15 protein-coding genes are annotated in these 14,226 nt (G+C 63.7%); 4 read left to right on the top strand and 11 right to left on the bottom strand.

Going from position 1 to position 14,226, the window contains the following annotated elements; translation table 11 throughout:
- Positions 1–65 precede the first annotated feature (65 nt).
- A complete protein-coding gene (gene ubiB / locus AC0L28_RS25645; RefSeq protein WP_473481021.1) occupies positions 66–1,640 on the bottom strand; it encodes a 2-polyprenylphenol 6-hydroxylase in 1,575 nt (524 codons plus the stop codon).
- 70 nt (positions 1,641–1,710) lie between these two features.
- The gene (gene ubiE / locus AC0L28_RS25640; RefSeq protein ID WP_473481019.1) at positions 1,711–2,487 is read right to left on the bottom strand and encodes a bifunctional demethylmenaquinone methyltransferase/2-methoxy-6-polyprenyl-1,4-benzoquinol methylase UbiE; all 777 of its coding nucleotides are present in this window, start codon (positions 2,485–2,487) and stop codon (positions 1,711–1,713) included.
- Between the two features lie 148 nt (positions 2,488–2,635).
- On the opposite strand from ubiE, the gene AC0L28_RS25635 reads away from it, so the two are divergent.
- From AC0L28_RS25635 to AC0L28_RS25625, 3 genes are all read left to right on the top strand, one after another.
- Positions 2,636–3,610, top strand: coding sequence for an adenosine deaminase (locus tag AC0L28_RS25635; RefSeq protein ID WP_473481017.1), 975 nt, complete (start codon positions 2,636–2,638; stop codon positions 3,608–3,610).
- Between the two features lie 200 nt (positions 3,611–3,810).
- A complete protein-coding gene (upp, locus tag AC0L28_RS25630; protein ID WP_023797505.1) occupies positions 3,811–4,440 on the top strand; it encodes a uracil phosphoribosyltransferase in 630 nt (209 codons plus the stop codon).
- A gap of 110 nt (positions 4,441–4,550) precedes the next feature.
- Entirely contained in the window at positions 4,551–5,102 is a 552-nt protein-coding gene (locus AC0L28_RS25625; RefSeq protein ID WP_473481015.1) for a TIGR02281 family clan AA aspartic protease, read from the top strand.
- 59 nt (positions 5,103–5,161) lie between these two features.
- On the opposite strand, the gene deoA is transcribed toward AC0L28_RS25625, so the two are convergent.
- The 6 genes from deoA to AC0L28_RS25595 form a co-directional block, all read right to left on the bottom strand.
- Positions 5,162–6,481 carry a thymidine phosphorylase gene (deoA, locus tag AC0L28_RS25620; RefSeq protein ID WP_473481013.1) on the bottom strand — a complete coding sequence of 440 codons (1,320 nt, stop codon included), beginning with the start codon at positions 6,479–6,481 and terminating at the stop codon, positions 5,162–5,164.
- Positions 6,481–7,299: a purine-nucleoside phosphorylase gene (locus AC0L28_RS25615; protein ID WP_473481011.1), complete on the bottom strand. Its 819-nt coding sequence runs from the start codon at positions 7,297–7,299 to the stop codon at positions 6,481–6,483. Before AC0L28_RS25615 ends, deoA begins: the two co-directional genes overlap by 1 nt.
- Before the next feature lie 31 nt (positions 7,300–7,330).
- Positions 7,331–7,723, bottom strand: coding sequence for a cytidine deaminase (cdd, locus tag AC0L28_RS25610; RefSeq protein ID WP_023797501.1), 393 nt, complete (start codon positions 7,721–7,723; stop codon positions 7,331–7,333).
- A 78-nt stretch (positions 7,724–7,801) separates the two neighbouring features.
- Positions 7,802–8,773, bottom strand: a complete 972-nt coding sequence (locus AC0L28_RS25605) for an ABC transporter permease (protein ID WP_023797500.1) — start codon at positions 8,771–8,773, stop codon at positions 7,802–7,804.
- Position 8,774: 1 nt separating this feature from the next.
- Positions 8,775–9,914, bottom strand: a complete 1,140-nt coding sequence (locus AC0L28_RS25600; RefSeq protein ID WP_287172179.1) for an ABC transporter permease — start codon at positions 9,912–9,914, stop codon at positions 8,775–8,777.
- Positions 9,911–11,443: an ABC transporter ATP-binding protein gene (locus AC0L28_RS25595; RefSeq protein ID WP_287172181.1), complete on the bottom strand. Its 1,533-nt coding sequence runs from the start codon at positions 11,441–11,443 to the stop codon at positions 9,911–9,913. Before AC0L28_RS25595 ends, AC0L28_RS25600 begins: the two co-directional genes overlap by 4 nt.
- Before the next feature lie 163 nt (positions 11,444–11,606).
- Between AC0L28_RS25595 and AC0L28_RS25590 the strand changes: the two genes are divergently transcribed.
- Entirely contained in the window at positions 11,607–11,816 is a 210-nt protein-coding gene (locus tag AC0L28_RS25590; RefSeq protein WP_091600472.1) for a SlyX family protein, read from the top strand.
- A 65-nt stretch (positions 11,817–11,881) separates the two neighbouring features.
- Here AC0L28_RS25590 and AC0L28_RS25585 read toward each other — a convergent pair whose 3' ends face one another.
- From AC0L28_RS25585 to AC0L28_RS25575, 3 genes are all read right to left on the bottom strand, one after another.
- Positions 11,882–12,871, bottom strand: a complete 990-nt coding sequence (locus AC0L28_RS25585; protein ID WP_128169914.1) for a BMP family lipoprotein — start codon at positions 12,869–12,871, stop codon at positions 11,882–11,884.
- Positions 12,872–13,057: 186 nt separating this feature from the next.
- Positions 13,058–13,720: a peptide-methionine (S)-S-oxide reductase MsrA gene (gene msrA / locus AC0L28_RS25580; RefSeq protein ID WP_473481009.1), complete on the bottom strand. Its 663-nt coding sequence runs from the start codon at positions 13,718–13,720 to the stop codon at positions 13,058–13,060.
- 77 nt (positions 13,721–13,797) lie between these two features.
- Positions 13,798–14,115: a hypothetical protein gene (locus AC0L28_RS25575; RefSeq protein WP_128173521.1), complete on the bottom strand. Its 318-nt coding sequence runs from the start codon at positions 14,113–14,115 to the stop codon at positions 13,798–13,800.
- Positions 14,116–14,226: the final 111 nt, after the last annotated feature.

Genomic DNA, 14,226 nt, shown 5'->3' with positions numbered 1-14,226 from the left:
GCTCCCGCGACCTAATATAGCGACACTGGAGCATGACTGCAATGACAGCACTGCTGTCATTGCAGTCAGAGCAGCCTCCAGGCGATAAAGACCAGCGTCAGCGCGATCACCCACAGCGCCAGCCTGCCGGATCTGCTATAGCGCGCCTCGGCCTTGCCGATGGCGTGCGCCGTCCTGTCATCGAAACGCAGCCCGTGCTCGGCCATCAGATCGATCTCGCGCGACAGCCGCTCGGTGCGGGCGGCGAGGTCCGGCGCCTGGCGGGCCAGCGCCAGCAACGCGCTGGCGCCGTCGCGTGCGTCGGCCAGCAGGGCACGCGGGCCGAGATTGCCTGATATCCAGCCTCCGACCACCGGTTCTGACGTCTTCCACATGTTGAATGCCGGGTCGAGCGTGCGGGCAACGCCCTCGACCACCACCATGGTCTTTTGCAGCAGCACCAGTTCGGACCGCGTCGCCATGTCGAAGAGGTCGGTGACCTCGAACAGAAGCGCCAAGAGCTTGGCCATCGAGATGGTTTCGGCCGGCTGGCCGTGGATCGGCTCGCCGATGGCGCGGATCGCCTGGGCGAATGCCGCAACGTTATGCAGGCGCGGCACGTAGCCGGCCTCGAAATGCACTTCCGCGACGCGCAGATAGTCACGGGTGATGAAGCCGTAGAGAATTTCGGCGAGGAACCGGCGCTCCTTCTTGCCGAGCCGGCCGGCAATGCCGAGATCGACAGCGACGATGGTGCCATCGGGCTCGACGAACAGGTTTCCCGGATGCATGTCGGCGTGGAAGAAACCGTCGCGCAGCGTATGGCGCAGGAACGACTGGACCAGATTGGCGGCGATCGCCTTCAGATCGTGGCCGGCGGCAGTCAGGCCGGCAATGTCGTTCATCTTGATGCCGTCGACCCATTCCATGGTCAGCACGTCGCGGCCGGTGCGTTCCCAATCGACCGTCGGCACGCGAAAGCCGGGATCGTCCCTGGTGTTTTCGCCGAGCTCCGAAAGCGCTGCCGCCTCAAGCCTCAGATCCATCTCGATCTTGGTGGTCTGCGCCAGCGTCTGGGTCACCTCGACCGGCCGCAGCCGGCGCGACGACGGAATGTATTTTTCCTGGAGACGGGCGGCGAGGAAATAGCTTTCGAGATCGCGAAAGAAACGGCGCCGCACGCCCGGCCGGATCACCTTCACCGCCACCCGCGAACCGACGCCGTTCTGCAAAGTTTCGGCGGTATGGACCTGAGCGATCGAGGCCGCGGCGACGGCCTCGCCGAAACTGGCGTAGAGCTCGCCGACCTTGCGCCCGAGCGAGGCCTCTATCGCCGCAATGGCCTCGGTCTGCGGAAATGTCTGCATCTTGTCCTGCAGCATGGCGAGATCGAGCGCTATGTCGTTGCCGACGACATCGGGTCGTGTCGCCAGGAACTGGCCGAGCTTGACATAGGATGGGCCGAGCCGGACGACGGCCTTGGCCAGCCGATCGCCACGCTCGTAGGCAAGCGCGCGGCGGCGGGTGAACAGCCGTGCCACCCGCCAGCCGAATTTCGGCAGGCCGAACAGCTCATCGCCCGGCAACGCCGCGACGACGCCTTCGCGGACCAGCACCCAGCCGGCCCGTACGAGCCTGAAACCAGCGCCGACACTGCTCATGACTGCGCTTGTCCTGCCGGTTTTCTAGACCGGCGAAGGGCAGGTCGCGTATAAAAAATACGGGCCAGCCTCAAAGCTTCCAACCCGAATGAAGCGCAGCTATGCCGCCGGCATAATTGCGAAAAGACACGCGCTCAAAACCGGCGCGGGAAATCATCGCGGCAAAATTCTGCTGATTGGGAAATTTGCGGATCGATTCGACCAGATAGGAATAGGGTTCGTTTTCGCCGGTCACCGCCTTGCCGATCCTGGGGATGGCGTTGAACGACCACGCCTCGTAGACCCTGTCGAGCAGCGGCATGTCGACCTCGGAAAATTCGAGGCAGAGAAAGCGCCCGCCAGGCTTCAGCACGCGAAAGGCTTCGGCAAGCGCCACATCGATGCGCGGCACGTTGCGAATGCCGAAAGCAATCGTGTAGGCGTCGAAACTGGCCTCAGCGAAAGGCAGCTCCTCGGCATTGGCCTCGACGAAATCGGTATTGTCCGTCAGGCCCTTTTTCTCGGCCCGGTCGCGGCCGACGGCGAGCATCGAGCCGTTGATGTCGAGAACCGTGGCATGGGCGTACCTGCCGCTCGCCTCGACGATGCGGAAGGCGATGTCGCCAGTGCCGCCGGCAACGTCGAGAACGCTCCAGCCCGGTCGTTTCGGTGGATTGAGCCATGTGACCATGGCGTCCTTCCACAGCCGATGCAGGCCGCCCGACATCAGGTCGTTCATCAGATCGTAGCGGTTCGCCACCTTGTGGAAAACGTCGTTGACCAGGGACTGCTTCTCGCCTGCCCCTACGCGCTTGAAACCATAGGAGGTTTCCATACCGCCAACGGCCGTGGTTCTCTCAACCGACATTATTTTTGATCCGCCATAAAACCGGCGGGACCATAGCCGATCGATGGTGCCGACGCTATTGTTTAAGGCGCGGTGTTCGGCCGCGCTTCCCGGTCGTGGAATCATGCTTATGGCTCCATGTCCTGGACTGACCTGACGGGATGATTGCATGCCTTTGAAAGCGGAACTGCACTGCCATATCGAAGGGGCAGCGGCGCCCGAACTCGTCATCCGCCAGGCGCAGAAATACGGCAAGGACACCTCGCCCTACATTCAGGACGGCTCTTTCGTCTGGCACGATTTCAGCTCCTTCCTCGCCGCCTATGACTTCTCCTCCGACCTGTTCCGCGCCGAAGAGGACTATGCGCGGCTGGCCGATCATTATCTGACCAGCCTCGCCCGCGACGGCGCCATCTATTCCGAGATCTTCACCTCGCCGGACCACGCCGGGAAGGCCGGGCTGTCGCCCAGGGCCTATACGGACGCGCTCGGCGAAGGCATGGCGCGCGCCAAGGCCAAGACCGGCATCGAGGGCCGCATGATCGTCACCGGCGTGCGCAATGCCGGCGTCGAATCGATCGAGCAGGCGGCGCGCTTCGCCGCCCGCTGCGGGCATCCGCTGGTCACCGGCTTCGGCGTCGCCGGCGACGAGCGGATGGGCGATCTGGAGGACTATGTCAGGGCCTTCGAAATCGCCCGCGAGGCCGGCCTTGGCATCACCGTCCATGCCGGCGAACTGATGGGCTGGGAGAGCGTCAAGGCCGCGCTCGATCACATCCGCCCCGCTCGCATCGGCCATGGCGTGCGCGCCATCGAAAACCCCGACCTTGTCCGTCGCATTGCCGATGAAGGCGTCGTGCTCGAATGCTGTCCGAGCTCCAACATCGCGCTAAGGGTGTTCGACAGTTTCGCCGATCACCCTTTTCCGGCCCTGTTGGCGGCAGGCTGCAAGGTGACGCTTAACTCCGACGATCCGCCCTATTTCCGGACGTCGCTGAAGCGCGAATACGACATTGCCGCCGAGCATTTTTCGATGAACGACAAGGCGCTCGCCTCCGTCACCAGAACCGCCATCGACGCCGCCTTCGTCGACAGGAAGACCAAGGCAATGCTGCTAGGCCGGCTCGACGTCAAGGGCAGGTGAATGGTGAATGGTGAATGGTGAATGGTGAATGGTGAATGGTGAATGGTGAATGGTGAATGGTGCGCCCGGCGCTTCGGTCCGTCAACCGTGAGTTTTTCCGCTGAACCAAGGACTGTCGGAACCAAGACTCGCAAACCTATTCACTATTCACTATTCACTACTCACTACTCACTTTTCACCTGCGCAGCTAGGAGACCACCATGCAGGGCGTCACCGTCGTCGACCACCCGCTTGTCCAGCACAAGCTGACCATCATGCGCAAGAAGGAAACTTCGACGGCCGGCTTCCGGCGGCTGCTGCGCGAGATCTCGCTGCTGCTCGGCTACGAGGTCACCCGCAACCTCGAATTGACGACGACGACGATCGAAACGCCGATCGAGACGATGGAAGCGCCGACGCTGGAGGGCAAGAAGCTGGTCTTCGCCTCAGTACTGCGCGCCGGCAACGGCCTGCTCGAGGGCTTGCTCGACCTGGTGCCGGCGGCGCGCGTCGCCCATATCGGTCTCTATCGCGACCACGAAACGCTGGAAGCGGTCGAATATTTCTTCAAGGCGCCGAGCGATCTCGCCGACCGGCTGGTGATCGTCGTCGATCCGATGCTGGCGACCGCCAATTCGGCGATCGCGGCGATCGACAAGTTGAAGGGGCGCGGCGCCACCAACATCCGCTTCCTCTGCCTGCTGGCGGCGCCAGAAGGCCTCGATCGCTTCATCAAGGCGCATCCCGATGTCCCGGTCTTCACCGCTTCCATCGACCGCCAGCTCAACGAGAAGGGCTACATCATGCCAGGCCTCGGCGATGCTGGCGACCGCATGTACGGGACCAAATGACCGTGGCGCCGCTCGTTTACCGATCGTTTACGCAAACGACCGCTTTCTGCATCTGTTAAAGCGGCAAACACCATGCCGCGATAAGCATGGGTCTTCACGAAGGCCGGTCCATGCTGCGCAATCTTCTCATCCTTGGCGTGCTCGCCGTAGCATCGGCGTCGTTCCCGATGCTCTACCAGTCGAATCCGCAGATGTTCGAAGGCCTGCTGAAATCGGCGGTCGGGGCCAGCCCGGCGGTCGAAACGGACCTGAACCTGGCCACGGTTCCCGACAGGCCGGCGCAGCCGCTCGGCCGCAAGGTCGTGATCCCGGCTGACGCGCGCGGGCATTTCACGTCGGCGTTCAAGCTCAACGGTCGAACGGTCGACTGCATGATCGACACCGGCGCAACGCTGGTCGCCATCAACAGTTCGACGGCGCGCAGGATCGGCGTTTCGCTGAACGCGTCGGATTTCAAGCACCAGGTCAACACCGCCAACGGCGCTATCAAGGCTGCGCTGGTGACCGTCGATCGGCTGCAGATCGGCAAGATCACGCTCGACGGCGTCCAGGCGGTCGTGCTCGACGACAAGGCGCTACGCACCAATTTGATCGGCCTGAGCTTTCTCCAGAGGCTGGAAAAATACCAGGTCGAGAACGGCGCGCTGCTGCTCGTCCAGTGAACCATGATCCCGAAAAGTGGAAACCGGTTTTCGGAAAGATCATGGTCCAATAAAAAACTTCATCCGCGCGGCAGGATCCGCCGGATGACGGTTTTTTCCGCGGGCGGCTTCGAAGCGCCGATCGCATAGGCCGAAAGCACGACGGCGGCGGCCGCCTCGGCATCTGCGGCATTGCGGGCATGGACCAGCGCCAGCGCCTCGCCGGCCCGCACCTCCGCGCCGACAGGCAGCAGCCGGGTGATGCCGACCGCATGGTCGATCCTGTCGCCCGGCCGTATGCGCCCGCCGCCAAGCCCGACGACGGCGAGCCCGATGTCGCGGGTGGCGATGCCGGTGACGAAGCCGTTTTCGGCGGCCTTGACCGCAAATTCCGTCGCCGCCCTCGGCAGGTATTTTTCCGGGTTCTCGACGAAGTCGGCCGGACCGCCGAGCGCCGCCACCATGCGCGCGAAGACGGCGGCGGCACCGCCGCCGGCAAGCGTCTCGGCGGCGCGCCGCATGCCGTCCTGGTTGGACGACACCAGCCCGGCCGACTGCAGCATGTCTGCGGCCAGTGCCAGCGTCACATCCTCCAGGCGCCGGTCGCGGAAGCGGCCGGTGAGGAAATCGACGGCATTGCGCACCTCGACCGCGTTGCCGGCTGCCGACGCCAGCGGCTCGTTCATGCCGGTGACCAGCGCCGAGGTCTTCAGGCCGGCGCCATTGGCGACTTCGACCAGGCTGTTCGCCAGTGTCGTTGCGTCGCGCGACTTTTCCATGAAGGCGCCGTTGCCGACCTTTACGTCGAGCACCAGCGACTGCAGGCCGGCGGCCAGTTTCTTCGACAGGATCGAGGCGGTGATCAGCGGCACCGATTCGACGGTTCCCGTCACGTCGCGGATCGCATAGAGCCGGCGGTCGGCGGGCGCGAGATCGGCGGTCTGGCCGATGATGGCGCAGCCGGCTTCGAGCACTGCCTTGCGGAATCCCGCGACATCCGGCTGGCTGGTATAGCCCGGGATGGCGTCCATCTTGTCCAGAGTGCCGCCGGTATGGCCGAGGCCGCGGCCGGAAATCATCGGCACATAAGCGCCGCAGGCAGCGACGATCGGCGCCACCAACAGCGAGACATTGTCGCCGACGCCGCCTGTCGAATGCTTGTCGGTGGCCGGGCCTGGCAGGTCCGACCAATCGAGCACGCCGCCGGAATCGCGCATCGCCAGGGTCAGCGCCACCGCCTCGTCGCGGCTCATGCCGTTGAAGAACACCGCCATGGCGAAGGCCCCGACCTGCCCGTCCGAGACGGTGCCGGCGGTGACGCCTTCGATGAAGCTGGCGATCTCCTGCGTCGACAGCTTGTGGCCGTCGCGCTTGCTGCGGATGATTTCCTGGGGAAGCATCAGGCCGGGACCTTACGCTCCGGCAACCCATCCTGGAACACACGCTGGAGGATCGTCGCCAGCCGCGCGCCGCCAATCGGCGCCATGTCCTTGGTCTCCTGGTGCGAAAGCTCCGCCCCTGTCATCCCTGCGGCGAGATTGGTGATGACCGAGCAGGCGGCGACGCGCAGGCCGAGAAAACGGGCGAGGATGACCTCCGGCACGGTCGACATGCCGACGGCATTGGCGCCCATGACGCGCGCCATGCGGATCTCGGCGGGCGTCTCGAAGCACGGCCCCGAAAACCACATATAGACGCCCTTGTGCAGCGCGGCGTCCGTCGCCTTCGCCGCCGTCTCGATCGCTGAGCGAAGGCCGGCATCATAGGCTTCGGTCAGGCCGACGAAGCGGCGGTCGCTCGGCTCGCCGATCAGCGGATTGGAACCCGAGAAATTGATGTGGTCGGTGATCAGCATCACCGAGCCCGGCCCCATGCCCGGATCGACCGAGCCGGCGGCATTGGTGAGGATCAGTTGCGAGATGCCGAGGCCGGCAAGCACTTCAAGCGCCGGCCGCATCGCCGCCGCGTTGCCGTGTTCGTAGTAGTGAGCGCGGCCGGACAGCATCAGCACAGGCGTGCCGGCAAAATGTCCCGCCACCACCTCGCCGGCATGGCCGGTGACGTCGCTTCTGGGAAAGCCCGGCAATTCGCCATAGGAAATGCGGACAGGATCCTCGACCTGGTCGACAAGCCCGCCAAGGCCCGAACCCAGCACCAGCGCGGTGGCGGGCGCCAGCCCGTCCAGCCTTTCGACCAGACGATCAAGCGCTTCCTTCATGTCAACCAGCTCTTCATTTCAACCAAGCTCCTCATTTCAACATTTCGCCCTGAAAGCCGTAGGGCAGCATCTCGCCCATGGTCACGGTTTCGACCACGCCGGCATTGTCGCAAAGATAGAGTTTGGTTTCCGGCCGGCAGAATTCGGCCAGCCGCTGCCGGCAGCCGCCGCAGGGCGAGCATTTAGCCATGCGCTCTGCGATGACAGCGATTTCCGTTATCCTGCCGCCGCCGGCCATGATGAAGTGGCCGAGCGCGGTGGTTTCGGCGCACCAACCTTCCGGATAGGACGCGACCTCGACGTTGGCGCCGGTAAAGACGCGGCCGTCCTCGGTGCGCAGTGCCGCCCCGACCGGGAATTTCGAATAGGGCGCATAGGCCTTCGCCATGGCGGCCTTGGCCTCTTCGAACAGATCATGCGACATTGTTTTTCCATTGCATGATCTTGTCCGAAAACCGGCTTCTACATTTCGCTGACGCTGACCTGCGGTTCGAAATCACGCTTAGCGTTCCTTGACATAGGGCACGCCGCCGGCGCGCGGCGGAATTGCCTTGCCGATGAAGCCGGCGAGCAGGATGACGGTGAGGATATAGGGCAGCGCCTGCATGAGCTGCACCGGCACCTTGCCGATCAGCGGCAGCGGCGTGCCCTGCAGGCGGATCGACAGCGCGTCGAGGAAGCCGAACAACAGGCAGGCGAACATGGCGTTGACCGGCTTCCACTTGGCGAAGATCAGCGCGGCCAGGGCGATGTAGCCCTTGCCGGCAGTCATGTCCTTGACGAAGCCGCCATTCTGCACCATCGACAGATAGGCGCCGGCAATACCGGTGAGCACGCCGGTGCAGATCAACGCCCGGTAGCGCAGCCAGGCGACCGAGATGCCGGCGGTGTCGACCGCGGCCGGGTTCTCGCCGACCGCGCGCATGCGCAAGCCGAAACGGGTGCGGAACAGCACCCACCAGGTGAACGGCACGGCGAGGAACGCGACATAGACCAGCACGGAATGGCCGGAGATCAGTTCCGAATATATCGGTCCGAGGATCGGCACGCCCCTGAGCGCGTCCGCGCCGGGCCAGACGATCGCCCCGAACCGCTCATCCGATGCCAGAGCCGGCGTACGTCCACCTTGCTGGAACCAGGCCTGGCCGAGCATGATCGTCGATCCGGCGGCGATGAAATTGATCGCCACGCCGGAGACGATCTGGTTGCCGCGATGGGTGATCGAGGCAAAGCCGTGGACCAGCGCAAAAGCGACCGAGATGAGGATGGCCATGCCGAGGCCGATATAGGCGGAATGGAAGACGGAGGCGGAGGCGGCACCGGCGAAGGCGCCGACCAGCATCTTGCCCTCGAGCCCGATGTCAAAAATGCCGGCCCGCTCCGAATAGAGACCGGCGAGGCATGCGAGCAGCAACGGCACCGACAGGCGGATGGTCGAGTCCAGAACCTGGATGATGGCGTTGAACAGATCCATCTCAGGCACCCTTCCCCTTGATCGCTTCGATGCCGACAGATCTCGGGCTGAGCGAGGCGAACAGCGCCTGGACATAGGGCCGGAACATATGCTCGAGCGCGCCGGCGAACAGGATGACCAGGCCCTGGATGATAACGATCATGTCGCGGCTGATCGCCGGCATTTCGAAGGCGAGCTCGGCGCCGCCCTGGTAGAGCATGCCGAACAATATTGCGGCGAGCACGATGCCGACCGGGTGCAGGCGCCCCATCAGCGCTACTGCGATGCCGACGAAACCGGCGCCCGAAACGAATTCGAGCGCGACATTGTGCTGGTCGCCCATCGTTGGGTTGAGCGCCATCATGCCGGCCAGCGCGCCCGAAATCATCATGGCGACTATGATGATGCGGGTTTCCGAAATGCCGGCATAGCGCGCCGCTTTCGCGCTGTGGCCGTAGGTGCGCATCTCGTAACCGAGCCTGGTGCGCCAGATCAGCATCCAGACCAGAAACGCCATGGCCAGCGCCAGCAGGAAGCTGATGTTGAACGGCGCCGAGCGGATCTTGGCGCCGAACAATTCGATGACCCAGTTGAGCTTCGGCAGTTGCGCGCCGTCGAGGAAGGTGCGTGTCTGCGGCGCCATCGAATTGGCCGGCTTCAAGAATCCGACCAGCGCGTAGACCATGACGCTGGCGGCGATGAAATTGAACATGATGGTGGTGATGACGATGTGCGAGCCGCGCCTGGCCTGCAGATAGGCCGGGATCAGTGCCCACAGCGCCCCCATCGCCGCAGCGGCAATGATCGCCAGCGGAAAGGTGAGCCACCATGGCAGCACGCTGTCGAAGGCGAGGCAAACGATGCCGATGCCGAGACCGGCGATATAGCCCTGGCCCTCGCCACCGATGTTGAACAGGCCGCAATGCGCTGCAACCGCCACCGAAAGCCCGCTGAAGATGAAGGTGGTGGCGTAGAACAGCGTGAACGCAATGCCTTGCCCACGGCCGAAGGCGCCCTCGACCAGGACGGCGGCAGCGCGGAACGGATTTTCGCCGACCAGAAGCACGACGAGGCCGGCGACGACGAAGGCAACGGCGAGATTGATCACCGGGATCAGCCCGTAATCCGCCCAGGCCGGCAGCTTGGCGTAAGGCGTGCTCATTCCGCCGCCTCCCGGTGCTCGACGCCAGCCATCAGCAGTCCTAGCTCGCCTTCGCTCGCCTCGGGGCCGCGCTCGCCGACGATGCGGCCGGCAAACATAACCAGGATGCGGTCGGAGAGCGAACGGATCTCGTCGAGCTCGACGGACACCACCAGCACTGCCTTGCCCTGGTCGCGCATGGCGATGAGCCGCTTGTGGATGAATTCGATGGCGCCGACATCGACGCCGCGCGTCGGCTGGCCGACGATCAGCACGCCCGGGTCCTGTTCCATTTCCCGCGCCAGCACGATCTTCTGCTGGTTGCCGCCGGAGAAATTCGCGGTCTTGAGACGGCAGTCCGCCGGGCGGATGTCGTATTTGGCGATCTTGTCCCTCGCGTCGTCGCGGATCGCGTCGATGTCGAGGAACGGTCCCTTCAGGTATCGCGGATCGTCGTGATAGCCGAGTATCGAATTCTCGTTCTCCTCGAAGGCCAGCACCAGCCCGACATGATGACGGTCTTCCGGGACATGGGCGAGGCCGCGGTCGCGCAGTTCGCCGGGATCGGCGGCCCCGGTCAGATCGATCGGCCTGCCCTCGAGCATGACGGAGCCCGAGACGGCGCGCCTGATGCCGGAAATCGCCTCGAGCATTTCGGATTGCCCGTTGCCGGCGACGCCGGCGATGCCAACGATCTCGCCGGCGCGCACATCGAAGGAGACGTCGTCGACCATGGTGACGCCACGCGAATCCTTCACCGTCAGGTTCTTCACCGCAAGCTTGACCCCGCCGGCTTCCGCCTCGCCCTTCTCGACCCTGAGCAGCACGCGGCGCCCGACCATCAGCTCGGCCAGTTCCCCGACCGTGGTCTTCGTGGTTTCCCGTGTCGCCACCATCGTGCCCTGGCGCATGACCGAGACCGTGTCGGTGATCGCCATGATCTCGCGCAGCTTATGGGTGATCAGCACGATCGTTTTACCCTGCTCCTTCAACTGCCTGAGGATGCGGAACAGATGGTCGGCTTCTGCGGGCGTCAGCACGCCCGTCGGCTCGTCGAGAATCAGGATCTCGGCGCCGCGATACAGCGCCTTGAGGATTTCGACACGCTGCTGCAGTCCGACCGGCAACTCCTCGATGATCGCATCGGGATCGACCTCCAGCCCATATTCGCGCTCGAGCCGTTCCAGCTCGGACCGCGCCTTGGCGATGCTCTTCTTCAGCAGCGCATCGCTTTCAGCGCCGAGAATGACGTTTTCCAGCACCGTGAAATTGTCGACCAGCATGAAATGCTGATGCACCATGCCGATGCCGAGCGCGATGGCGTCGTTGGGCGATTTGATCGACGCCGGCTGGCCGCCGACGCGGATCTCGCCGCTGTCGGCCTGGTAGAAACCATAAAGGATCGACATCAGCGTCGATTTGCCGGCGCCGTTCTCGCCGACAATGCCGTGGATGGTGCCGCGCGCGATCTCCAGATTGATGTCGCGATTGGCGCGCACGGCGCCAAAACTCTTGTTGATGCCGATCAGCTCGATTGCGGCTTGCGCCATGCAGCCTTTCCCATCGTATTTTTATCGCTTGGTCAAAACGCCTAGCATGACGCCCCGCCTGTGCCAATTGCCGGAGCAGCGTTCACTCTCGACAAATCCCCGCGCGCTTGTCAATTTCGAACGTGGCCGCAGCCTGCACAATCGCCTGGATCGAGGATTTCAAATGACCATGCCCGACGACCGGCTGACGACGCTGGAAATCCGCGCCGCCGAGCAGGAGAAGACCATCGAGGAACTGTCCGGCCAGATCGCCGAGCAGTGGAAGGTGATCGAGCGCATGCAGCGCAAGCTCGATGCGCTGGCCGACCGCTTCCTGGCGCTGGAGGAACAGGCCGCGCCCGACGTGCCGGTGACCAAGCCGCCGCACTGGTGAGCTTGCGGATAGAAAAGCCGCCGGGTTTTCACCCGGCGGCTTCGAGCAGATCGGCAATGTCGCGATCAATAAGGGCAGGCATTGTCCGACATGTAATCGTGCACCTTGATGGTACCGGCGATGATGTCGGCCTTGGCCTTTTCGACCGCCGCCTTCATCGCGTCGTCGACAAGCGCCTTGTTGTTGTCGTCCATGGCGTAGTCGACGCCGCCTTCCTTGAGGCCGAGATCGTTGATGCCGCCGGTGAACTTGTCGTTCTTGGCATCCATGAACGTGTTGTAGACGGCAACATCGACGCGCTTGACCATCGAGGTCAGCACCTTGCCGGGCTGCAGGCCGTTCTGGTTGGAATCGACCCCGATACCGAGCTTGCCGCCGTCGGCCGCTGCCTGCAGCACGCCGACACCGGTGCCGCCTGCCGCTGCGTAGATCACGTCGGCGCCCTGGTCGATCTGCGTCTTGGCGATCTCGCCGCCCTTGGCCGGATCGTTCCAGGCTGCCGGCGTGTCGCCGGTCATGTTCTGGATGACATCGGTCGCGCCGGCCGCCTTGGCGCCGCCGACATAACCGCAGCCGAATCGGCGGATCAGCGGAATGTCCATGCCGCCGATGAAGCCGACCTTTTTGGTCTTCGAGGCCATCGCCGCCATCACGCCGACGAGATAGGAGCCTTCCTGCTCCTTGTAGACGACGGAGCGGACGTTGGGCTTGTCGACGACCATGTCGATGATGGCGAATTTGGTCTCGGGAAACTCGACGGCGATCTTCTCCAGCGCATCTGCCCAGGAGAAGCCCGCCATGGCGATTGGATTGCGGCCATCCTCGGCGAAACGGCGCAGCGCCTGCTCGCGCTGGGTGGCGTTTGAGACCTCGAATTCCACATAGGCGATGCCGGTTTCGGCCTTGAACTTTTCGGCGCCGTTGTAGGACGCTTCGTTGAACGACTTGTCGAACTTGCCGCCGAGATCGTAGAGAAGTGCTGGCTGGATGTCTGCGGCGAAGGCCGGAAGAACCATCGCAGTTGCGGCCAGGAGGCCGAGAACGATACGTTTCATGTGATCCACACCCTGTCGGTTATTTTTCCGTTATGCACCGCCTGCCTGCCCGGTTCTCCGGCAGGCATGCGACATCAGACAGGAGTGTCTTCCTCCCGCTTCGGGCCAATCTGGCACGGCCCGAAGCAAAATTCACGCGGAATTTTGACCTGTTGGAAAAGCCGGGATCATCGTCCCGCCAAGGCCTCAGGCGGAGACGGCAGCCGGGATGGCGCAGGTGACGCCGGTGCCCTGCAGATTGCAATAGCCGTAGGGATTCTTCGCCAGATATTGCTGGTGGTCTTCCTCGGCGAAGTAGAATTCCGGTGCCGGAGCGATCTCGGTGGTGATCTTGCCGCGCCCGGCGCCGTCCAACGAGGCCTCGTAGGCGTCGCGCGAGGCGATCGCCGCCTGGTATTGCGCATCACCAAACGTGTAGATCGTCGAGCGGTAGGTGGTGCCGACGTCATTGCCTTGGCGCATGCCTTGCGTCGGATCATGGCTTTCCCAAAACAGCTTCAGAAGCTGTGCATAGGACACGACCTTCGGGTCGTAGACGACCAGCACGACTTCGGCATGACCGGTCAAACCGGTGCAGGTTTCCTGGTAGGTCGGATTGGGGGTTACGCCACCGGCATAGCCGACGGCCGTGACCCACACGCCCTCGACCTGCCAGAACAGGCGTTCCGCGCCCCAGAAGCAGCCCAGCCCGAACATGGCCCTCTCCAGCCCGTCTGGATAGGGCCCCTTCAGCGGCCGCTTCGAGACAAAGTGATTGGATGCCGTCGGGATAGGATTGGCGCGGCCCGGCAGCGCCTCGGCAGGTTTCGGCAGGTTGAGCTTCTTGTTCAGCATGTCGCTGAGAAACATGTGCAGTCTCCCTTTCTCGTTGGTTGGGACGCCTTGGTTGGGGACGCCAGAAGATCCTTAACAACAAATTATCAAGTCTAGGCGAACCGCCCGGTCGCCCGCTCCCGCCGGTAGCCGATCATGTAGAGAACGAAGGCAAGCACCGCGAACACCGCGAAACCGGGCTGGTTGAGCACCCAGGCGATCGCACCGTCCCACAGCAGCGGACCAAGCCTGTCGCGGACGAAGCTTTCGAAGGCGCTTCGCGTATCCGGCGCGACGGCGAGCCAGCTGGTGTTGAGCGGGGTCATGACCAGGGCGGAGGCCGCCACCGAGCGCGTCGCGTCGACCACCGCCATGATGACCGAAACCGAAAGCGCAACCATTGCGGCAAGACGGAAGACGAAGCGGAACACCCAGACCTTACCTCCCCGCAAGCTTTTCAGAAATATCTGTATCGGCCTGATAAATAGGATCTGCGCGCTTTATCCGCAATCGCGACACGCGAAGTTGAACCTGCGCCGCCG

The organism is Mesorhizobium sp. WSM4847 (genome assembly GCF_055811335.1).
Note: the sequence above shows the minus strand (reverse complement) of the source record. Positions and strands in the feature narration are given on the sequence as shown.